The 21,288-nt window shown below is 56.0% G+C and carries 16 protein-coding genes; 9 read left to right on the top strand and 7 right to left on the bottom strand.

The features are described 5' to 3' along the window. The first annotated feature begins 198 nt into the window (after positions 1-198). Both vapB and ASF13_RS14075 read left to right on the top strand, forming a co-directional pair. Positions 199-429: a type II toxin-antitoxin system VapB family antitoxin gene (gene vapB / locus ASF13_RS14080; RefSeq protein WP_056237284.1), complete on the top strand. Its 231-nt coding sequence runs from the start codon at positions 199-201 to the stop codon at positions 427-429. Continuing rightward, the gene (locus tag ASF13_RS14075; protein WP_056237281.1) at positions 426-842 is read left to right on the top strand and encodes a type II toxin-antitoxin system VapC family toxin; all 417 of its coding nucleotides are present in this window, start codon (positions 426-428) and stop codon (positions 840-842) included. The genes vapB and ASF13_RS14075 overlap by 4 nt, the downstream gene beginning before the upstream one ends. Before the next feature lie 51 nt (positions 843-893). Here ASF13_RS14075 and ASF13_RS14070 read toward each other — a convergent pair whose 3' ends face one another. From ASF13_RS14070 to ASF13_RS14055, 4 genes are all read right to left on the bottom strand, one after another. Beyond that, a complete protein-coding gene (locus tag ASF13_RS14070; protein WP_056237278.1) occupies positions 894-2,306 on the bottom strand; it encodes an FAD-binding oxidoreductase in 1,413 nt (470 codons plus the stop codon). A 1,113-nt stretch (positions 2,307-3,419) separates the two neighbouring features. Continuing rightward, positions 3,420-5,018 carry a gamma-glutamyltransferase family protein gene (locus tag ASF13_RS14065; RefSeq protein WP_056237275.1) on the bottom strand — a complete coding sequence of 533 codons (1,599 nt, stop codon included), beginning with the start codon at positions 5,016-5,018 and terminating at the stop codon, positions 3,420-3,422. A gap of 260 nt (positions 5,019-5,278) precedes the next feature. Further along, positions 5,279-6,319, bottom strand: coding sequence for a TIGR04086 family membrane protein (locus tag ASF13_RS14060; RefSeq protein WP_056237272.1), 1,041 nt, complete (start codon positions 6,317-6,319; stop codon positions 5,279-5,281). Between the two features lie 622 nt (positions 6,320-6,941). Further along, the gene (locus tag ASF13_RS14055) at positions 6,942-7,889 is read right to left on the bottom strand and encodes a LysR family transcriptional regulator (protein ID WP_056237271.1); all 948 of its coding nucleotides are present in this window, start codon (positions 7,887-7,889) and stop codon (positions 6,942-6,944) included. A gap of 85 nt (positions 7,890-7,974) precedes the next feature. Between ASF13_RS14055 and ASF13_RS14050 the strand changes: the two genes are divergently transcribed. Beyond that, positions 7,975-8,463: a GNAT family N-acetyltransferase gene (locus ASF13_RS14050; RefSeq protein WP_056237265.1), complete on the top strand. Its 489-nt coding sequence runs from the start codon at positions 7,975-7,977 to the stop codon at positions 8,461-8,463. Positions 8,464-8,545: 82 nt separating this feature from the next. Here ASF13_RS14050 and ASF13_RS14045 read toward each other — a convergent pair whose 3' ends face one another. Continuing rightward, complete coding sequence (locus tag ASF13_RS14045; protein ID WP_056237263.1) at positions 8,546-10,171, bottom strand: MFS transporter; 1,626 nt, start codon at positions 10,169-10,171, stop codon at positions 8,546-8,548. Positions 10,172-10,320: 149 nt separating this feature from the next. Beyond that, the gene (locus ASF13_RS14040; protein ID WP_056237257.1) at positions 10,321-12,198 is read right to left on the bottom strand and encodes an amidohydrolase; all 1,878 of its coding nucleotides are present in this window, start codon (positions 12,196-12,198) and stop codon (positions 10,321-10,323) included. 333 nt (positions 12,199-12,531) lie between these two features. Between ASF13_RS14040 and ASF13_RS14035 the strand changes: the two genes are divergently transcribed. The 5 genes from ASF13_RS14035 (at position 12,532) to ASF13_RS14015 (ending at position 19,782) form a co-directional block, all read left to right on the top strand. Next, positions 12,532-13,224, top strand: a complete 693-nt coding sequence (locus ASF13_RS14035; RefSeq protein WP_056237255.1) for a hydrolase — start codon at positions 12,532-12,534, stop codon at positions 13,222-13,224. 60 nt (positions 13,225-13,284) lie between these two features. Continuing rightward, the gene (locus tag ASF13_RS14030; protein ID WP_056237252.1) at positions 13,285-13,536 is read left to right on the top strand and encodes a DUF1427 family protein; all 252 of its coding nucleotides are present in this window, start codon (positions 13,285-13,287) and stop codon (positions 13,534-13,536) included. Between the two features lie 2 nt (positions 13,537-13,538). Beyond that, on the top strand, positions 13,539-13,823 hold the full coding sequence (locus tag ASF13_RS14025; RefSeq protein ID WP_056237250.1) for a DUF1427 family protein: 285 nt from the start codon (positions 13,539-13,541) through the stop codon (positions 13,821-13,823). 14 nt (positions 13,824-13,837) lie between these two features. Next, positions 13,838-14,224 (top strand): response regulator transcription factor, encoded by a 387-nt coding sequence (locus ASF13_RS14020; RefSeq protein ID WP_056237248.1) that lies wholly within the window; start codon positions 13,838-13,840, stop codon positions 14,222-14,224. A gap of 326 nt (positions 14,225-14,550) precedes the next feature. Then, entirely contained in the window at positions 14,551-19,782 is a 5,232-nt protein-coding gene (locus tag ASF13_RS14015) for an AAA family ATPase (RefSeq protein ID WP_255354460.1), read from the top strand. Positions 19,783-19,837: 55 nt separating this feature from the next. Here ASF13_RS14015 and ASF13_RS14010 read toward each other — a convergent pair whose 3' ends face one another. Next, positions 19,838-20,476, bottom strand: coding sequence for a response regulator transcription factor (locus ASF13_RS14010; RefSeq protein ID WP_056237241.1), 639 nt, complete (start codon positions 20,474-20,476; stop codon positions 19,838-19,840). Positions 20,477-20,786: 310 nt separating this feature from the next. On the opposite strand from ASF13_RS14010, the gene ASF13_RS14005 reads away from it, so the two are divergent. Then, complete coding sequence (locus ASF13_RS14005; protein WP_056237239.1) at positions 20,787-21,248, top strand: helix-turn-helix domain-containing protein; 462 nt, start codon at positions 20,787-20,789, stop codon at positions 21,246-21,248. Positions 21,249-21,288 lie beyond the last annotated feature (40 nt).

Below are 21,288 nucleotides of genomic sequence, written 5' to 3'. Positions count from 1 at the left end.
AAACCCGGTCCTGACCATCGGCCATGGAGTCTAATGACAGTAGGGGCAGGTGGTCGTCAGGGAGAATAACGGGAAGGTCCTGGGGTGAATGCAAGAGCATAGTATGCATATGCCAGGCATATACATGTTCTGCCCGTACGCCTATAATGATCTGACCGGGAACTTTCCCCGGATCTGTTCAACCTGTGAGGGACAACTATGCGAACCGTATCCGTGTTTAAAAACGGTAACAACCGTGCTATCCGCCTGCCACGTGACCTGGACTTTGACGGCGTCAGCGAACTTGAGATCCTACGGGATGGCGATACCCTTATCCTGCGTCCCGTACGACCAACGTGGGGATCGTATCTGCAAGAGGAGAAAGCTGATAAGGACTTTATGGCCGATCGCGATGATGTTGTCAGTGATGAGGGGCGTTTTGAACTATGACTAAAACCTTCATGCTGGATACCAATATCTGCTCCTTTATCATGCGTGAGCAGCCGGAAACGGTGATTCGCCGTCTTGAACAGGCTGTACTGCGCAACCATCGCATCGTTGTCTCTGCGATTACGTATGCGGAGATGCGTTTCGGTGCAATCGGTAAAAAGGCTTCACCGCGCCATGCAAAGCTGGTTGAGGCATTCTGCAGCCGTCTTGATGCCATTCTGCCGTGGGACCGGGCTGCGGTAGACGCCACCACAGAGGTTAAGACTGCGCTCTTTGCCGCGGGCACGCCGATCGGGCCAAATGACACCGGCATTGCAGGCCATGCCATCTCCGCAGGGGCCGTTCTGGTGACCAACAACGTGCGAGAGTTTGAACGGGTAACGGGTCTGGCACTGGAAGACTGGGCAAAGTAAGCGTAGCGCCAGTACCCCTGGGTACTGGCGCGCTGGCAGGTCCGGACGGCGTCAGAAACGATACAGGCTGAACGCCTTTGGATCGAGAACCGGCTTTTTGCCCAGCAGCAGGTCGGCGGCGATTTCTGCTGAGACCGGGCTTTCGGTCATGCCCCAGCCGGTAGCGGTGTTGATCACCATTCCCGGATACTCCTTCACCTCGGAGATAATCGGGTTTTCATCCGGTGCGATGGACATCGCGCCGCTCCACTGGTCGATCAGTTTCGACGCTTTAAACGCCGGGAACTCGGCGCGCAGTTTTTCCAGCGAGCTGTTCAGCTCAGGCAGGTCCGGTGCGGCGACCATATCGCGGTTTTTCTCGAACGGCGATTCTTCACTGTTCTTCCAGTGCTTTGGCTGCATCAGCGTGTCGACCAGCTGTTTGTTCAGCGCGATATGCACCGGGAAGTCCGGCAGCGCCAGCAGCGGCAGATACTTATAGCCGTACATCAGGGATTCCTGCACCACCGGTGCCACGATCACGCGCGGTGAGGTGGCATAGGTGCCGTCGGCCTGTTCGCGGAAGTAGATGTTACCCGGCAGCGCCACGTTGCCGCCCGGCGCACCCGGCGCGCCGCTGATCAGCTGCTGTGACTGGTAGGCCGGCAGGGTAGGGACGCTTACATTCAGGTTCTGCATAAACAGGCGTGACCATGCGCCGCCTGCCACCACCACCTGCGAGGTACGGATCGCGCCTTTCTCGGTGACCACGTCGGAGATCGCGCCGCCCTGGGTTTCAATGCCGCGCGCCGCACAGTTGGTGTAAATTTTGACGCCGATCTTTTTAGCGTGCTCGGCCATCACAAATGCCGCTACTTCGGCGTCCAGGCTGCCGGAGTCCTCTTCAAAACCGGCAATCTTCCATTCGGACTTCGCGCCGCGCAGGCGCTGGCTCAGCTCATCGCCTTCGATCATGCGGGTTCTGAACGGAATAGCGCTGCCGGCTTCCTGACGTTTACGCTCGATCCAGGTTTTTACATGCTCGAGATCTTCGTCGTCCAGCGGTACCTCAACGCGGCCCTGGGTGCGGTAGGTGGTATCCGTGCCGATACGGGCGTTCATCTCACGCCAGCGCTGTTTGGCAAGGTGGTGCAGCTGGAAGGTTTCATCCGGCATTTTGTAGGTCATTACCTGGCCGTAGAAGCGGCTCGACTGTTCGCCGGCGATGTTGCCTTTCTCCAGCACTACCACCGACAGGCCACGCTCAACCAGGTTGATGGCGGTCATAATGCCGAGGATGCCGCCGCCGATCACCACCACGTCAGACTGTTTCGGCAGCGGTTCGCTCAGGCCGGGCACAAAGCCGGAACGCGGCATGCCCGGGAGCAGGCGACCTTCGCGGGTGAGCATAGGCGTCAGAATAGCGCCGCCGGCCACGGCCAGCGCCGCGCCACCGAGTAAAAATTTTCTTCTTGTCAGTTTCATTGCAGAACGTCTCTCTGGTAGACGACAGGCGGCCGGGTGACATCCTGTGCCGGCCTCTGTCAAATCAATATACCTGGATAGAAACAGGCGTTATCCCTGTGCAGCTAATGGTTTTTTCGGTTCGGAAATGCTATTTCAGTTATCCGTATGCTTAATGGCAATCAATCCCGTAATAACGACGTGGGGATGGTCTGTTGATGCCACAGCAAAGGCTCGCGTTATTAACGAGCAGGCAAAGCGATCCCCGGCAGGGAATTAATTCTCCCGCCATGAAGCGATTGTTTTTTTAATGACAATGACTCTTTCAATGCCATCCGACTTGTTACCTTTTTCCCCGTCTTTTAAGTGACAGGTGTGATAAGGCCTGCCCGGAAGCATGGATTAAAAAGCAACGTTTGTTGGCATTGCCAGTGAGTGACATTAAATAGCCGTACTGTATTTTCTCTGCGAAGCGTGTTTCTCTGTTACGAACCGGGAGCGGGTGGAAAATTCGCCAGAATAGCGTTTTTCTTACTGCCATGCTCCATAATGGTGCCGCACATTAACAAAGTTAGCGATAAAACAAAACGTCTTATGCACAGTAAGCTAACCTATAACCCTCTGAAAAATTCATGGTTTTAACAAAACTATTCATTAAAATGAATAAAAATTGCATATAAATGCATTAATGTGCCCCCTGCTGGCAGGTAATTATTCATGCAAAAAAATTTGAAAAAAAATTAAAATGACAAAATTGGTGGGGGGGAATTTAAGAGGCTGCGGCGTTATTCTGACTGTAGATAAAACCAGGTGGGTGATATTTGTACGGTGGGGGGCTATGCATCTGCATGAGAATTGTTGGAATTTAATACCTGTCGGCAAAATATCTGCTGAATGTGCTGGTAATGCCAGTGATGGAGTTGAGCGCACCGGTACGGAAGCCGATCGCTCAACTTCAGCGCCCGCAAATAAGGAATAATCAGGTTCGGCACTGACCACGAACGTGGATACGCGTCAGGTTGGTTAAAGGGTCACTGAGACCCTTTGCGCCACCAGAATATCCCGCGGCGGCCAGAGCGTCACGGTAAAACCGTTAGCATAGTCGCCTGCGGCGTGCGGTCGGTGCTCAGGCTATCAGCAGACCAGCGCCTGACCATCTTTCCGGCTTTCGGAGCCTGCAACATAGAAGCCCTGTGGATCGCGGACGATCGCCTGCGCGCCGCCAAAGTTATGGCCGGAGAGCGGATCTTCTACGCTAATCAGGTGCCCCATCTCACGCAGCGTTGCCAGCACGTTGCGGTCAATGCCGGATTCGACCATCACCTCGCGCCCCTGCACCACGCGCCAGCGCGGGGCATCGATCGCCGCCTGTGGGTTTTGCTTGTGCAGCATCACGCGCAGCGCCAGCTGCAGATGGCCCTGCGCCTGCATGGTGCCGCCCATCACGCCAAACGACATCAGCGGCTGCCCGGCCGCGTCCAACGCAAACCCCGGAATAATGGTGGTGAACGGCCGCTTGCCGCCCGCCACCACGTTCGGGTGCTGCGGGTCGAGCGAAAAGCCGTTGCCGCGATTCTGCAGGCTGATGCCGGTGCCGGGCACCACCACCCCGGAACCGAAGCCCATATAGTTGGACTGGATAAACGAGACCATCATGCCGCTGGCGTCGGCGGTAGTGAGATAGACGGTGCCGCTCTGCTGCGGCGAGCCAAAGGTAAAATCCCCGGCACGATCGGGATCGATCAGCGCCGCCCGCTGCTGCAGATACTCGTCGCTTAACAGGTGCTCCGCCGGGAACGCCAGACGATCGTCGTCGCCGACGTAGCGCTCCAGATCGAGCAGCGCCAGCTTCATCGCCTCAAAGCAGAGGTGCAGGCACGGCGCGGAATCAGGCGGATAGCGGCCAATATCCCAGTGCTCAAGAATGCCGATGGCGATCAGCGTGGCGATACCCTGACCGTTTGGCGGCAGCTCGTGCACCGAACCACCGGCAAACGGCCGCGACAGCAGCCGCACCCAGTCAGCACGGTGGTTGCTAAGATCGGCAATGCTCAGCGCCGCACCGTGCTGTTGCGCGCTGGCCACGATCTTCTGCGCCAGTTCACCGCGGTAAAACGCCTCACCGCGCGTTTCCGCAATTTTCTGCAGCGTGGCGGCCTGGGCCGGGTTGCGGTACAGCTCACCGGCACGCGGCGGGCGGCCCCCGGGCGCGAAGCACTCGGTAAAGCCCGGCTGCTGTTGCAGTTTGTTGTAGCCGGCCTGCCACAGCCGGGCGATCAGCGGCGACACCGGAAAGCCGTTACGCGCGTAGTCGATGGCCGGTTGCGCCAGCGTGGTCAGCGGCAGGCTGGCGAAACGCTCCGCCAGCGCCACCCACGCCGACACCGCACCTGGTACGGTCACCGCTTCCCAGCCGGTTTGCGGCATCGTTTTCAGCCCGGCAAAACGTGCAAGGTTCCACTCAGCGGGGGCACGCCCGGAGGCATTCAGGCCATGCAGCTGCTTACCGTCCCAGACGATGGCGAAGGCGTCGCTGCCGATGCCGTTACCGGTCGGCTCCAGCACCGTCAGCGCCATGGCGCTGGCGATCGCCGCATCCACCGCGTTGCCGCCCTGTTGCAGCATTCGGATGCCCGCCTGCGCCGCCAGCGGCTGCGAAGTGGCAACGGCGTTACGTCCCATCACCGGCACGCGGTGCGAAGCGTAGCTGACGTGGTAATCAAGATTGCTCATAAACCTCCCTTACTGTGAGTTATTTGCCCGAAACGGCGACGGCTGCTCCAGGCGGCCGGCCTCAGCCATAATGGCTGAGGCCAGGGACGGTGTCATCTTTAACGGCAGGCTTTCCATACTGTTACGGGCGCAACGGCGTCAGGCGCAAGGCCGTAAGCTGATGAACGAAGAGTGACGGTAAGTGCGGTGAGAAAAAAAACCGCCCTGAGAGGGATCTCAGGGCGGGGTAAACAGCGTTGGTCGTTTCAGGTGGGTGACGTTTATGCCCTGATGCGACGATACTCAGGATGGGTGTTCACCCCCCACAGGCCGGCAAAGGCGCTGACGACCGCGCCGATCAGCAGCGCAATGAACGACCACAGCGCCAGTCTGGCACCCGCGCTGGCCGCCTGATCCGCTTTCTCAATTGCTTCTTTTTTGAGTTCGGCGTACTGCACTTTCGCCTCGTTCAGGCGGCCCTGCAGTTCGTCCAGACGCTGTTTCGCCTGAGTGACGGTGGTATCGCGGGTTTTGATAAAGTTATCAACCGCTTTATCCGCCTCTTCAGGGGTCATGCTGGTGTTCTGCGCCAGCGCATTTTTAACATCATCACGGCTGACGGACTGGCTGACCGTATCGACCCGTGCTTTCAGCTTCTGACCCAGTTTATCAAAAATGGCATCGCTGCTGTCCGGGCTGACCGCCAGATCCTTAACGGCTGAAGCCACGTCATTGCCCGCCGCCTGCAGCTGGGACTGGAGATAGTCCGGCTGCAGCTCGGGGACGCCGGACTTGCGTAACGCCTCGGTGATATTGTCATCCGCGTTTGCCGCGGTCAGCTTAGTGTCGAAGCCAAGGCGATCCGACAGGTTTTTCGCCATATCTGCGGTGCCGCCTGCGGCTTTGGCCGCCACGCTGCCAATGCCGCTGACCGCGCTGCCGGTGGCTGAAGCGACAGAGCCTACCGCGGAGCCTGCCATATTCAGCGCCCCGCCGACCGCCATAAAGCCCAGTACCGAGGCGACGATCAGCGAGGTTGCCCAGCTGAGGAATCCGTGAACGGTGCCGTCAGTGCCGGCAAGACGGCCGGCGATAAACCCGCCGCAGGCAAGGCTGATCACCACCGAAATCACCGACCACGCCAGCACGGCTTTATCGGCACCGTTCACCACATCATCGGCTTTAGGTTGCAGCATTGACAGGCCGAGGCTGGTGCCGAGGGTGGTGAACAGCAGGGACAGCGCAATAGCGGTGACCACACCGGCGATCACGCTTCCCCAGGAAATACGCCTGACCACAACTGAATCTCTTTGAATGTCCATAAACTATCCTTAATTTACATGGTTACGTGTTAATTCAATTTAAGCGTAGTTCATAAATAAGAATATTCTGCACCATTCTGTTTTTCATGCCGTTATTTATGGGCTGCAAAAAAAATAGCGGTTGAAGGAGATGCGGGTGTAATTGTTTTTGAGAAGTGGGGAGTATATAAATTTCATATAAATCAATGCTAATTATAATGCACGCATTCACGCCTTATCAGATGTCTGAGGAGGGGAAATAAATAAACAGTGTGCAGTTGACCGATCGAAGAATCAGCACTATGCATGTGTCTGCCTTGTTACATTGTTAAGGATGACCTCGCGTTGCACGGCGAATGAAACGTCCGGCTCAACAAGGTCATGAAGGAATATGAGTGATAATAATTAAAGTCACTTTAGCCGGGCATCGCTAAACAGGATGAAGGACGCTTAAATTTTTGCGGTACCGCCGTCGACGAACAGTTCACTACCGTTGACGTAGCTGCAGTCGTCAGCGGTTTGCCTGAGCGCGCCGCCAGGCCCTGAGCTGCCTGCGGAGGAGCGATGTACTATGCTCTGACAGGCTCCAGCCAACGCGAGGGCGTCCGCCGGGCAGCACGACTCTCAGACAGGGTGGAAATTTTTACAGCTTGTATGGCGTCACACCAGGGTCGGTGCCGATAACAGTATTGTTTAAAATGACTTTTTTTAACCAGTCGGTAGATTTCTTTTTGCCACTGCGTTCATGGGAGAATATTTTGACGGTAAAAGGAGGCGCACAGAACGGCAGTTTGAAGGTCTTAAAGTTGGCCAGTTTTTCCAGCTTTCCCGCAACGAACGACGGGATTGCCATAAGCAGTTCACTTTCGGCGATAATATAGGGTGAACTCAGCATCGAGGGCGTTTTAAGCGTGATTTTTCGTTGCAGCCCCAGTTTTGCGAGGTGCGTATCCAGCAATCCCTGTCTTTCATTCCATGGCGTCACCACCAGATGTCCGGCAGAGAGATAATCGTCGAGCGTCATGCTTTGACGATTAACGTTACCGATCACCACAAATTCATCGCTAAAGAGTTCAACCTCGTCCAAATCCTGATGTTTAACGTCGTCCGGCTCGCTAAAACTCAGCGCCAGGTCCACTTCTCCTGCCAGTAACTGATTCAGGGCCGGGTTGTGAGGTAAATGAAACAGTTCAAAATTAATGCCGGGCGCAGTGTTTTCAATCGCACGCATCAGCCGCGGAAAAATACAGAAGGCGGTGTAGTCCGTCACCGCAACACGAAACGTTTCACTGCTGTTCAGGGGATCGAACGGCTGCACCGGGCTGAGATGCTGATTAAGGGCAGATAATGACCCGGCGATGTGTGGAGCAAGCTGTTGAGCGTAAACGCTGGGGCACATTCGGTGCCCCTCACGATAGAACAGGGGGTCCTTCAGAAAGTCACGCAGGCGCGCTAAGGCATGGCTGAGTGCTGAAGTGCTCATTGAGAGTTCAACCGCCGCAAGCCGGACCGATCGGTGCCGGAACACCGCATCAAAAACAGGCAACAGGTTAAGATCGATACGCCTCAGCACATGATGCATAGAATTCATCCTTTATTGATATTAATGCACTTAATTCATTGAAAGATACCCATTATCCTTTCAGCCTTCAAATGGTGATGATAAGAGACAGTGTATGGACGTGATGATCAGGCAGGCCAGCGAGGCAGATACGGATGCCATCTATAACATGATCAATGGGTTATCCGTCTACAGAGAGGCGCCGCTGGAAGCGATACCCGCCATTGGAGAAATCAGGACGTTTTTATTCTCCCCGGGATCGCTCGCTGAAGCCTATATCTGTGAAATTGACGGAACGATCAATGGCTACGCGATTCTCTTAATGAGCCAGGCCAGTTGGTCAGGCCGCCATCGCCTGAGCGTGGAAGAGCTCTACTTTACGCCCGACTACCGGGGGCGGGGCGCTGGCAAAACGATGCTGCAGTTTATTGCCCAACTGGCGGTAAGCCGGCAGTGCAGCCGCATTGAATGGAACGTACTGGAGTGGGATAAACCGGCCAACGAGTTTTATCAGAGTATTGATGCGCTGCCCCTTAACGAGTGGGTTCGCTACCGGCTTGACGGCCCCGCGCTGGAAAGATTCGCCAGCTGCACCACGCTCTGACGGGGTCAGCAAGAAAAAGGACCGGCCGGTGAGCCGGTCCTGCAGAGTATCAGGCCTGGGTAATTTACCCAAAAATCATGCCTTACTCAGGTGCAATCAGATAGCGTGCCACGGGCATCTGTTCTGCCTGATGAAATGCGGTTACCCGGTTCTGTATCCGTTGATCGTTCATCGTGTAACGTTCAAGCTGGCGCAGATGCTCCATCCACGAGCCCACCTCAAATGTTTCAACGAAAATGCCGGGTTGCAGAATATCCTCGTACACCGCCCAGTTGATGGCGCCGCCGCGACGTCGTACACGCCTTAAGTCCTGCATACAGACCATAAATGCCGGCGCATCCTGCTGTTGCAGCAGGTACTCGTAGCTTACCCGCACCGGCCCGCGATCGTGATGCACATCCAGTACCGGAACCGGCTCGTTGCTATCACTGAGGTCCAGATTGAGGTCAGGATCTTTATCCAGACGCCAGCGCAATACGGTAAAGCAGCCCAGCACCATCCCCAGCGTTGCCACACACAGCGATAGCGGAATGCCGTAACTGGACGCGAGCTGCCCCCAGATGGCGCTACCCACGGTCATTGAGCCAAAGAACACGGTGAGGTAAACCGCCAGCGCCCGCGCCTTGACCCACTTTGCGGCGCTACGCTGCGCGCCCAGATTCAGGGTTGAGAGCACGGCAATCCACGCGAAGCCGGTGAAGAACTCAAACACGTTGAGCAGCCAGACGTTGCGTATAAACGCCAGCGCCAGCAGGGTCGCGGCAAACATCAGGCTGGCCAGCACCATCAGCTGGTCGGCGTTAAAGCGTTTACGCAGCCGGGGCAGGAGCACCGCGCCACAAATCGCCCCCACGCCGATAAAGGCCAGCAGAATGCCGTAGCCGCCTGGCCCCATCCCCAGTTCGCGGCGTGCAACCAGCGGTAGAAGCGCCCAGCCGGCGCTGCCGAACACGAAGAATGCCACGGTACGAACCAGTACGTTGCGCAGCACCGGTGCGGCGTGTACGTAGCGCAGACCGGCGCGCACGGCGGGAAAAAAGTGCTCCGGCGGCAGGCGCTGAATACCGGGCGACTCTTTCCAGCGGTACAGCACCCAGGCGACGCCAACGACAGAGAGGGCGTTAAGCAGAAACACCATCCACGGCCCGGCGAACGACAGGATCAGCCCGCCGAGTGCCGGACCGATGGCGCGGCTGATATTGATACCCAGCGAGTTAAGCGCAATCGCGGGTCCTAACTCCTCCTTTTTCACCAGGTCCGACACAATGGCCTGAAACGGCGGTGAACTCATTGCCGCACCGGCGCTCATCAGGAAGGCCGCAATCAGCAGTACCAGCGGCGTGACGTGCCCGGTAAAGGACAACAGGGTCAGCCCGGCGGCGGCGATGAACACCCACAGCTGTGAAAACAGCAGATACTTACGCCGGTCGATAATATCGGCCAGCACGCCGGAGGGCAGGGCAAACAGGAACATCGGCAGGCTGCTGGCTGCCTGCACCAGCGCCACGCTGAGGGGATCGGCGCTGAGCGTCAGCATGGTCCAGTTGATCCCCACGTCGTTCATCCACGAGCCAATATTGGACACCACCGTGGCAATCCACAGCATGCGAAACACCGGCTGACGCAAAGGATCCAGAGATGATGCCGCCGCCGGGGACGGCAGGGTCTCATTCTGCGTAATGTTGTTGATATCGTTAGCTTGCGCCATAACTACTTTCCTGGGTTTACCAAAGCGGATGCGCCACCGGCCCGTCGAGGACCGGCAGGCAGGCCGACTGGGTCTGTTCGCCGGGCAGGCGCAGACAGAACAGCCCGGCATTACTGCGGGGCTGCTGAGAGAACAGACGCGTTTTAACGTCAGAATGCAAAACAGCTGCAGCCGAGCGCGCCCCAGAAGGCGTTATCTTCGGATACCGGCAGGTTGGCGCCGCGAGCCACGTCATGTGAGTGGCTGTGCACGCCGCACGGACCGCTGCACTGGTGAGGCATCTGCTGCAGACCAACGCGGGTGTTCGCAGAAGGGGGGGCGCTGCGGTAGTGGCCCGGCACCTTCACCACCGGCGACCATTCTGGCAGCACAGGAATTGACGGCGGCGCTTCAGAGGTGAAAGAACCTGCAGCGTAGACGATGTTCCCGTCCACCAGGGTCAGCACCGATTCAATACCCTTAATTTCTTCTTCCGGCACGCTGAAGTAATCCTTGCTCAGGACCACGACGTCCGCCAGCTGACCGGCTTTAATCTGTCCTTTCTTACCCTGTTCGCTGGAGAACCAGGCGCTGCCTTGTGTCCACAGCATCAGCGCCGTATCGCGATCCAGACGGGCGTTGACGTCATACATCTGCATCCCGCCCACCGTGCGGCCGGACACCAGCCAGTAGAGCGCGGTCCACGGGTTGTAGCTGGCCACGCGGGTGGCGTCAGTACCCAGCCCGACCGGCACGCCGGTCTCCAGCATGCGGGCCACCGGCGGCGTGTGGCGGGTTGCTTCGATGCCGTAGCGCTCGGCGAAGTATTCGCCCTGGAAGGCCATACGGTGCTGGACCGCGATACCGCCGCCTAACTCCTTGATGCGATCGATATTGCGCTGGGTAACGGTTTCAGCGTGATCGAAGAACCAGTGCAGGCCGTTAAACGGAATGTCGCGGTTAACCTTTTCAAACACGTCGAGCATACGGCTGATTGATTCGTCGTAGGTGGCGTGCAGGCGGAACGGCCAACGGTGTTCAACCAGGTGGCGGACTACGCGCTCAAGTTCATCTTCCATGCCTGGCGCCAGATCGGGACGCGGTTCCAGGAAGTCTTCGAAATCGGCCGCCGAGAAGACCAGCATTTCCCCCGCGCCGTTGTGGCGGAAGTAGTCGGTGCCCTGGCCCGGAGTGAGCAGATCGGTCCATTTTTCAAAATCTTCCAGCTCGTGCCCCGGACGCTGGGTGAACAGGTTGTAGGCGATACGGATCGTCAACTGCTTCTTCTCATGCAGCTCGGCAATCACCTGATAATCTTCCGGGTAGTTCTGGAAGCCGCCGCCGGCATCAATGGCGCTGGTGATGCCCAGACGGTTTAACTCGCGCATGAACTGGCGGGTAGAGTTCACCTGCTGCTCCAGCGGCAGTTTCGGTCCTTTCGCCAGCGTGGCGTACAGGATCATGGCGTTGGGACGGGCGATCAGCATGCCGGTCGGGTTGCCGTTGCCGTCGCGCTGGATCTCACCGCCCGGCGGGTTAGGCGTATCTTTGGTATAGCCCACCACTTTCAGTGCGGCACGGTTAAGCAGCGCGCGGTCATACAGGTGCAGTACGAACACCGGCGTGTCCGGCGCCGCTTCGTTGATCTCATCCAGCGTGGGCATACGCCGCTCGGCAAACTGGAATTCGTTCCAGCCGCCCACCACGCGCACCCACTGTGGCGAAGGGGTGCGCAGCGCCTGATTTTTCAGCATGCGTAGCGCATCCGCGACGGAGGGAACGCCTTCCCAGCGCAGCTCCAGGTTGTAGTTCAGACCGCCACGGATTAAGTGCAGGTGTGAGTCATTCAGGCCCGGTACGGCGGTATGGCCCTTAAGATCGAGGACTTTGGTTCCCTCACAATGGTACTGCATAACTTCCGCCAGGCTGCCCACGGCCTGAAATTTACCGTCGCGAATGGCCACGGCATCGGCCACCGGATTTTCGCGATCGACAGTGTGAAATCGTCCATTAGTGAGTATGACGTCGGCTTTACCAAGGGTAACCATATGATCTCCAGAATTGAATGGTCTGATGCGCTCATTACGACCGCAGCCAGTGAAATGCTCTGCTGTAAAAGCAGGATAGTGGGATGACGGGATTATGAACAGGAGGCCGGTAGCAGGTCTAGTTATACAAAAGGATAGGTATACCTTCGTATAGTTATACCTATAGATAATAGTTTGAAAAATAAAAGGCTCCTACACTGCGCAGCAACAGTGACCCACCCCTACGGATAGCAGCGAGCAGGAATGCGCTACCCGCTAACGGCGGCTGCTGCAAATTGATGCCATTAATTTTTTTTACTGAACTTAGCCCCTCTAACCTCAATGGGAAATGACATGACCAATCGCAAGCTTGAAGTACTCACGCCGCAGAACTGCCAGATTATCTTTATCGATCAGCAGCCACAGATGGCGTTTGGTGTGCAGTCAATCGATCGCCAGGTGCTGAAAAATAACGTCGTGGCGCTGGCTAAAGCGGCCAAAGTCTTCAATATTCCGACCGTACTGACTACCGTTGAGACCGAAAGTTTTTCCGGTAATACCTTCCCGGAGCTGCTGGACGTGTTCCCGGGCCAGGACATCCTTGAGCGTACCTCAATGAACTCATGGGATGACCAGAAAGTCCGCGACGCACTGGCAGCGAACGGCAAGAAGAAAATTGTTGTTTCTGGCCTGTGGACTGAAGTGTGCAACAACACTTTTGCACTGTGCGCGATGCTGGAAGGTGATTACGAAATTTACATGGTGGCTGATGCCTCTGGCGGCACTACCAAAGAAGCGCACGACTATGCGATGCAGCGCATGATTCAGGCTGGCGTTATTCCTGTCACCTGGCAGCAGGTGATGCTGGAGTGGCAGCGTGACTGGGCCCACAAAGAGACGTACAACGCGGTGATGGACATTGCGAAAGAGCACTCAGGTGCTTACGGTATCGGCGTTGATTACGCCTACACCATGGTACACAAGGCGCCTTCACGTCAGAAGAGCGAACATCGTACCCTGGCTCCGGTTCCGGCACCGGTGCGTTAAACCGTTCAGCGGGCTGGCTCTTTGCGGAGCCGGCACGCTTTTTCAGATAAAGGAGGGCCTGTGAGTCCTTTATTACTCTCTCTGGCGGCCGGCACGCTGATCGGCATAATCTATGCGCTGCTCAGGGTTCAGTCTCCGGCTCCGCCAGCGGTGGCACTGATCGGACTGCTGGGAATGGTTATCGGCAGCACCCTGGGAGGGAAACTGCTTCACACTTCCCCATCAGCCAGGGTGACCACCAGCGAGCAACACCCGATCACCGCCGATCACCGGCCGGCATCGTTACCCTTACTGGCTAAGCAGGCGGGATAAACATGTTGAAAACCTATTCTGTTTCACTGATCGTTGGCGTACTGGCGGGCCTGATCTATGCCATCCTTGACGTAAATTCCCCGGCCCCTCCGATCGTTGCACTGGTGGGGCTGCTGGGCATGCAGACTGGCGAGCACATTATCCCGTTAGCCAGACGACTGATTCAACGCCAGCCGGTCAGTCTTCACTGGTTTCGCCATCAGTATCACCATAAAATCGGGGATAATTCTTCGTCCTCAGAGGACAAATCCTCCCAGGGAAGCGCCCGATCCGGGCCTGAGTTTTAACTAAGGAAAACAGCATGCAGCTGTCGCAGCGCATTATCGTCGTCGATGATGAACGTTCTGTCCGCAGTGGTCTGACCAACCTGCTTCAGTCAGAAGGTTTTCTGTCAGAGGCGTTTGATTCGGCAGAATCTCTTCTTTCTGATGAAGCAGCGATGGCGAATGCCGCGCTTTTTATCATTGATGTGCAGTTGAAAGGCATGAATGGTTTTGAGCTTTTCATCAATCTCACCCGGCGGCTGAAAAATCCGCCGGGTATTATCATTTCCGGCAATGGAGATGAAAGCATGCACAGGTACGCTATCGCGCTTGGCGCGATAGCGTTTTTACCTAAGCCGATTGAGATTGACACCCTGTTTGAACACATCCTCCAGGCGTTTTCCTGTCAGGCTGCGCGTCAGTGAGCCACTCTACGCGGCCGTCTGTCGAAACAGAACACGATGAAATCCTGTTATCAGAGGACACTACCTTTAGCCGGCTGGTGCAGGATGACACGATTGACTGGTTTCTGTGTCGCCATGCCATTAGCGGTGAATCCTTTATTCTTGCCACCGCAGGCAATGATGAACTGCTCTCCCAGATCACCCAGCGGCTGAAAAACGAATATGCGCTTCGCGGCAGGTTATCGGAGAGCTGGGCGCTAAAACCGCGGCAACACACCCATTATCAAGGGCGATATGCGCTGATCTACCCGCCGTTTAACTATCGCACGCTGGCAGATATTTTGTGCATGCCCCCCGGAGATATCACTGATTTTCTCACACGTGCCGCAACGCTTTGCGGCACGCTGAGCATGATGCATCAGCAGGGGCTGGTACACGGTGATATCAAGCCTGCCAACTTTTTTTATACGGACGATCGCACGGTGCTGCTGGGCGGCTTCGGGCTGTCATCTGTTAATGACGATTTACTGCAGAAGCCACCGTTGCAGGTCGCCGGCGGTACGCTGGCCTATATGTCTCCGGAGCATACCTCTCGCTCAGCGCATCCGGTCAGCCGCGTTAGCGATCTCTACAGTCTGGGTATTGTGCTGTACGAGTTACTGACCGGCAGGTTGCCCTACGGCAATATTGACGGCGGACACGCAGAGTGGGTGCATCACCATATTGCCTCTGAGGCGCTGCCGCCGCATACGTTGCGCAAAGAGATTCCAGTGGTTCTCTCGGCCATTATCCTGAAACTGCTGGCCAAATCTCCGGAAAACCGCTATCAGACGGCCGAGGCGGTGTTGGCCGATCTGCGGCAATGCGCGTCCACGTTGATGCCGGACGGGCTGATTGAGCCTTTTACGCCGGGGCTGCAGGATCACCCCAACAGCCATTTTTCACTGGATACGCTCTGTACGGACCATCCACAGGCAACGGAGATACTGGCGGCTTTTGATGAGGTAAGCCGCAGCGGCAAGCACAGTCTGGTGGTGATCGGTGGCGCTCAGGGATCGGGCAAGTCATCACTTATCGCATCGTCACTCAGACGACTGCGTAATAAAAAAGCGCTGCTCACCGTAGTGAAGGCGGATAAGCATTCGCCGGTGATGCCGTATACGGTGTTTACCGCCGCCTTCAAAGTGCTGGCACTCCACGTGCTCGGCCTTCCCCATGCAGAAATGACGCAGTGGAAGGCGCACATAACCCGCCTGCTGGGCGAACACGCCGGGCTGGCGGTGAATCTGGTCCCGGAGTTGGGCATCCTGCTGAATAAAAAAGTGGCTGTGCTGACCCATGTGCACACGCTTGATGCAAAAAAACGGCTGATGCTGGTTGCCAGTAACCTGGTCAGGGCGTTCACCGCGCCCGGGCGGCCTCTGGTTATTTTTATCGATGATATGCACTGGACCGATCAGGCCACGCTTCACCTGCTGCAGAATCTGCTCAGCTCCAGTGAAGACATCCCGCTGCTGCTGGTCATGGCACATCGCGATAGTGTCTCATTACCTTGCCCTACCATCATCGGCAATCTGCAGCGTATTCGCGCCTGTGCCATGCGCATTACCGATATCACCCCGGCCCCGCTTTCTGAGACGCATATTGCCGGCTGGCTGGCCGGAATATTTCACACCACTGCGTCGGCCACCCTGGAACTTGCGCAGGTTATTCATGAGAAAACCGCCGGCAATCCGCTTGCAACCCATGAATTTTTCCGTCAGGCCCTGCGTGATGAACTGATTAGCCACACCGCGCCGCGCCGCTGGGCCTGCGATCTGCAGGCGCTTAAAAACAGCCATTTTACGGCCAACGTTGCCGCCAGTGTTTTACTGCATCTCTCATTAATACCGCTGCCAACGCGTCAGCTATTGGGCAAGCTGGCATTATCGGGAAATGCGGGCCAGCTCGAGGTGATTAGCACGATAATCACCCTGCCCGTGGCCGACATTGAGCGGATGTTGTTACCCGCCGTGAAGGCACGACTGATCGCGTTAAGTCATCAGGGTTACGCTTTTATGCATGAGAGCATGCATGAGGCGGCACTCGAACTGTTAACAGATAAAGAGAAAGATGCTTTCCATTACGCCGCCGCGCTTATCTACATGCGTAAATCCAGCCTCGATGTCACCAGTGTTCTGCTTTTCAGCGCCGCGCATCATCTGGTGTCCATTAAAGATCTTTCATTGCTGGCTCAGGATGTTGAGGGATGCAGCCAGCTGATACTGAAAGCCACCCGGCGTGCAAAAACCACCGGTGACTACGTTTCAGCCCTGCGCTACCTGAAAATGGCCCGTTCCCTTCTCCACGGCACGGGAAAGGCCGACACCGGGGAGTTTCTGCTTGAAGAGGCCGAGTGCGAGTTTCTTAACGGTAATCTCGCGGCCGCGCTGGCGTTAAGTACCCGGCTTCACTTCTCATCCGGCGAGATGACAACCAAAGCGGAGGCCGCCTGTCTGATCGCTGAAATCCACATGCGGCAGTCGGACAGTGAGCGTGCGCTGGAAACCGCGCTGGAGTGGCTTGCGGTGTTTGGTGTGCAACTGAACCGCCATCCTGGCCCGGAAGAGTGCGATGCAGCAAGGCTGGTTTTGAAGGAGGATGTGGGTAAAAATCCGTATACCCGGTTCCGTTCACTTCCGCTGGTGGAATGTAAAAATACCGTAGCCATCATGAATCTGATGGCCAGCGCCAGCACGTTCGCCGCCTTTACCAATCCACGACTGCAATTCATGCTGCTGTGCAGGCTGCTGCACCTGACCATGGCCCGTGGACTGAGTGGCGCATCCACGCTCGCGCTCTCATGGTACGGGGTGGTCTGTGGCGATCGGTATGATGAGTACAGCCGTGGTTTTGCCAGCACCCTGCTGGCGCGTGAACTGGTTTACAAGCATGACTTTGTGAGCTTTAAAGCGCGTACGCTGCTACCGCTTGACCAGGTCAGCGTGTGGACAATGCCGCTAACCTACGCGATTGAGCGGGCCAGGGCTGCCTTTGACGTTGGGGTTGAAACCGGCGACCGGACCTCTGCCTGCCTGGCGCTGCGGCATATCATTATGAATATGCTGGCCCGGGGAGACCATCTCGACGGGGTACACACGTCAGTCTCGCGGGCATTGCTGTTTGTGCAAAAGGCGCAGTATCGCGACGTTGAAGTTATTCTCGGCATGCAGCTGGACTTCGTCCTGTTCCTGCGTAAGCCACGGGGCCATACGTTCAGCGGCGATAATTTCCTGACGCCGGTGCTGGAGGTGGTGAAACCCGAAAACGCCGTTGAGCCGATACTCCTGATGCGGTTCTGGTCGCGACTGTACAAAGCGATGGCCCACTTCTTTGCACATGAATATGAAGTGGCAGAGAAGTTGTTTAAAGACGCGTTACCCTTTGTCGAACACATCCCCGGGCATGTACATATGCTCGATTATCACCTCTACAGCGCGTTGTCCCTGACCATTCCCTTAGAAACCGGGGCCATGACCGAGGATTTGCGGCAGCGGCTCGGGCACCATTTCGACAGGATTGTGACCTGGTCAAATGAGAACACGAAAACGTTTTCAGATAAGGAAGCCCTGCTTCGCGCGGAGCTGCTGCGTCTTGAAGGGGAAACGACCGGGGCATCAGAGCAGTTTGAAAAAGCCATTGCGTTGTCACGTGAAGGGCAGTTTCATCATATCAACGGACTGGCCTGCGAGCTGGCCGCAGGTCTGGCCTACGCCAGGGGCATGTCGTTCGCCGGTGATGCTTACATCAGGGGGGCAATAGCCGCATGGGACCGTTGGGGGGCAGGGGCCAAAGTTAAGCAGCTGGAAACACGGTATCCGGCACTCGCCTGCCACGCCTCTCAGACTGCGCTCAGCACCCTGTCCTTTGAACCCAGCGCCGCGATCGGCGACCTGCAGAGCATGGTAACCGTGATGCGCGCCCTGACCGAAGAGATCAACCTGGATCGGCTGATACACATCCTGATGATCATGCTGGTGGAACGCGCCGGTGCCCAGCACTGCATGTTAATCAGGCTGACCGACGATAATATTCCTGAAATCCAGGCAAGAGCCACCACCACCGTTGACGGCATAAAGGTCAGAATTGTCCGCGAATTACCGGTCGCGACCGATCTGCCGTTGTCGGTCCTCTCTGCGGTGATCCGCACCGGGCAGGAGATCCGCACCGGCAAACCTGAGGTGTTCAGCCCGTTCAGTCAGGATAATTATCTGGTCGCCTCGGGGGCAGCGGTGATGTGCGTGCCGATGTACCGGCAGGCTCAGATGGTTGGGGTACTTTACCTGGAAAATCGGCTGATGCCCGATATGTTTACCGCCGAACACTCGCGGATTGTTTCCATGCTGGGCGCACAGGCGGCGGTCTCACTGGAGACGGCCCGACTGTATGCCGAACTGGTCGAGGAGAACAATCAGCGCCGTAAAATCGAAAAGAAACTGCTTTCCAGCCAGACGTCGCTGATGCTGGGGGAAAAAATCAGTCATACCGGCTCCTGGCACTGGCATGTGGAACCCGACGTACAATATATCTCTGATGAATATAAACGGATCATGGGCCTTCCGGATGAACAGACCACCACCTCAATGGCTGAATTCCAGCGTCGTGTTCACCCGGATGATATTCTTTGCCTGCGGGAGTTAATTGAAACCAGCGTGATGAAGGGGTCCGTTATGCAGGCTGAATTCCGTATTATCCGCGATAATGGCGAATGTCGTTATATTAAAGGCATTGGTGAGCCAAATGATAACTGGCCAGATGTGGCGGAATACTTTGGCACGCTGACCGATATCACGGCACAGCGTGAATCAGAGAATGCTGTCAGGATCGCTCAGATGGAGCTGGCTCGCGTGGCGCGTGCATCAACCGTTGGCCAGCTTACCTCGTCAATCGCCCACGAAATTAACCAGCCGCTGATGTCTATTGTGGCCAATGCCGGTGCCAGCCAGCGTTGGCTGAAACGTGATCCCGCTAATCTGGAGAATGCCTGCAACAGCCTTGATGAGATCATCAGTGAAGGTCGACGCGCCGGCAATATCATCCGCGGGCTTGAGGCGCTTACCCGTAAACAGGTCGTTGAGTTTGCTTCGGCAAGAATGCACCTGATTACGCGGGATATTTTAAGCCTGTCCCGTCTGGAACTGGAACGCAAACTCATCTCGCTGGAGCTGGACCTGTCGGCGGAAAATGACGCTATTTTTTGTGAAAACGTCCAGATCCAGCAGGTTTTATTAAATCTGGTCATTAATGCCATTGAAGCGATGGCGGAAAACGCCGGCGTACGACATTTACGTATCGCTTCATCGCATCCGGCCCGCGATGTGATTCGTATCGACGTGGCTGATAACGGTAGCGGGCTGCCGGGTGAGATGCCGGATAAGATTTTCGAGTCATTTTACACCACCAAAGCGGAAGGTATGGGCATGGGGCTGACCATCAGCAAGGAGATTATCAAACGTCATGGTGGCGTTCTGCACGCCGAGAACCGCTCTGAGGGAGGAAGTTTATTCTGGTTCACCCTCCCGGTTGAGGGGGGAATGTAGTGAGAGGGGCTCCCGCACGGGGTGGCGGGAGCATTTATTAACGGTGGAAGGGTGCTCAGTAAACCCCACTACCGGCGGCCGCATCATCATCAAGCAGCCCTAACTTTTCCGCGATTCTGACCAGCTCGGGCGCCGAGCGGACGCCCATTTTTTCCATTACCCGGCGCTTATGCACTTTCGCGGTGATTTCACTGATCCCCATTTCGGCGGCTATCTGCTTATTGAGCAATCCCCGGATAACCAGCTGCATAAGTTCCTTCTCGCGCGGCGTAAGTGAACCGTAGCGCTCCCATACCCGACGTTTTTCCTCAGAGAGGGCGACGTTTTTTTCTGAAAACTGTAGCGCATCTGCGACGACATTCAGTAAATCATCGGGCATCACGGGTTTGGTTAAGAATTCAAATGCCCCCGCCTTCATCGCCCTGACCGTGATCGGGATGGTGCCAAAGCCGGTGAGGAAAATCGTGGGTATGGAGTAACCGCGTTCGGTCAGGTGATGGCTGACGTCAAAACCGTCTGACCCCGGCATGTTGAGGTCTACGATCAGGCAGCAGGGTGTACTGTAATCCGTCTGGCTAAGGAATTCGGCTGGCGATGTGAAGCTTGAAACTGCATAACCTGCGGAACTGAGGAGGTTATGCAGTGAGTTGATGACAGACTGATCGTCGTCAACGATATAAATTTTTTTATCCATAGAGACGCTTTCTGACTCTCAACGCTTTCTTCATGAACGTCAATATAACCCGATGCGATGAGCTTTAAAATATAAACTTCACCGGTCTGTTCGTTATCACGCCTCGGCGAGCTGCATCAGGCACAGGAAAATATGCAATGATCTCTTTGTATACTATCCCTTTGTATAACATACACGTCGATTAAACTGAGCCATAATGGCCGTATAAGAGAAACCTGTCAGCCTCACCCGAACCTGTTGATGCGCACGCCTGCTGACCAGCGTAGTCCTGTTGAGATTGAAATGAAAACGCATTTAGCCGGAAGAGAAGATGAAATCAGCACGAAATAAAATCACTGATGCTGTGATTGAGGGTATTCTTCCCTGGATTGATAAAAATCTTTCTGATGAGTCGATAAGAGTCAGAACGGTAACAGAACGCAGCGGTTACGGCCACTGGCACTTTCAGCGGTTGTTTCGTCAGGGAACCGGTATTAATCTTGCTGCTTATATCCGGCTCAGACGTATTGCAAGAGCTGCACATCTGATTGCTTTTACGAATAAAGGGATGCTTGAAATCGCCGTTGAGAATGGCTTCTCATGTCAGCAAAATTTCACCCGCACCTTCAAGTCCTATTTTGCCATCACGCCGACTCAGTTTCGCAGGAAATATGCAAATCGCGCAGAAGCATTCAGGATATTAACCGAAGAACTTTACAATCATCACGAGCTCGCCTCCTCTGTAAAACTGAGCTCGGCCGTAAACTTGACGTTTACGCCGCGACAGCAGTAAAAGGGCGTTAATGCCGTCATCTGAAGATGAGCAGCCAGGG

The organism is Erwinia sp. Leaf53 (assembly GCF_001422605.1).
In the GTDB taxonomy this organism is placed as follows: domain Bacteria; phylum Pseudomonadota; class Gammaproteobacteria; order Enterobacterales; family Enterobacteriaceae; genus Erwinia.
Note: the sequence above shows the minus strand (reverse complement) of the source record. Positions and strands in the feature narration are given on the sequence as shown.

Excerpts from the sequence above, each read along its gene's own strand:
- ASF13_RS14070 (WP_056237278.1), bottom strand. The coding sequence starts at position 2,306 with ATGAAACTGACAAGAAGAAAATTTTTACTCGGTGGCGCGGCGCTGGCC.
- ASF13_RS14020 (WP_056237248.1), top strand. The coding sequence starts at position 13,838 with ATGCAGCTGTCGCAGCGCATTATCGTCGTCGATGATGAACGTTCTGTC.
- ASF13_RS14045 (WP_056237263.1), bottom strand. The coding sequence starts at position 10,171 with ATGGCGCAAGCTAACGATATCAACAACATTACGCAGAATGAGACCCTG.
- ASF13_RS14050 (WP_056237265.1), top strand. The coding sequence starts at position 7,975 with ATGGACGTGATGATCAGGCAGGCCAGCGAGGCAGATACGGATGCCATC.
- ASF13_RS14015 (WP_255354460.1), top strand. The coding sequence starts at position 14,551 with ATGCCCCCCGGAGATATCACTGATTTTCTCACACGTGCCGCAACGCTT.
- ASF13_RS14010 (WP_056237241.1), bottom strand. The coding sequence starts at position 20,476 with ATGGATAAAAAAATTTATATCGTTGACGACGATCAGTCTGTCATCAAC.
- ASF13_RS14005 (WP_056237239.1), top strand. The coding sequence starts at position 20,787 with ATGAAATCAGCACGAAATAAAATCACTGATGCTGTGATTGAGGGTATT.
- ASF13_RS14060 (WP_056237272.1), bottom strand. The coding sequence starts at position 6,319 with ATGGACATTCAAAGAGATTCAGTTGTGGTCAGGCGTATTTCCTGGGGA.
- ASF13_RS14040 (WP_056237257.1), bottom strand. The coding sequence starts at position 12,198 with ATGGTTACCCTTGGTAAAGCCGACGTCATACTCACTAATGGACGATTT.
- vapB (WP_056237284.1), top strand. The coding sequence starts at position 199 with ATGCGAACCGTATCCGTGTTTAAAAACGGTAACAACCGTGCTATCCGC.
- ASF13_RS14025 (WP_056237250.1), top strand. The coding sequence starts at position 13,539 with ATGTTGAAAACCTATTCTGTTTCACTGATCGTTGGCGTACTGGCGGGC.
- ASF13_RS14075 (WP_056237281.1), top strand. The coding sequence starts at position 426 with ATGACTAAAACCTTCATGCTGGATACCAATATCTGCTCCTTTATCATG.
- ASF13_RS14035 (WP_056237255.1), top strand. The coding sequence starts at position 12,532 with ATGACCAATCGCAAGCTTGAAGTACTCACGCCGCAGAACTGCCAGATT.
- ASF13_RS14055 (WP_056237271.1), bottom strand. The coding sequence starts at position 7,889 with ATGAATTCTATGCATCATGTGCTGAGGCGTATCGATCTTAACCTGTTG.
- ASF13_RS14065 (WP_056237275.1), bottom strand. The coding sequence starts at position 5,018 with ATGAGCAATCTTGATTACCACGTCAGCTACGCTTCGCACCGCGTGCCG.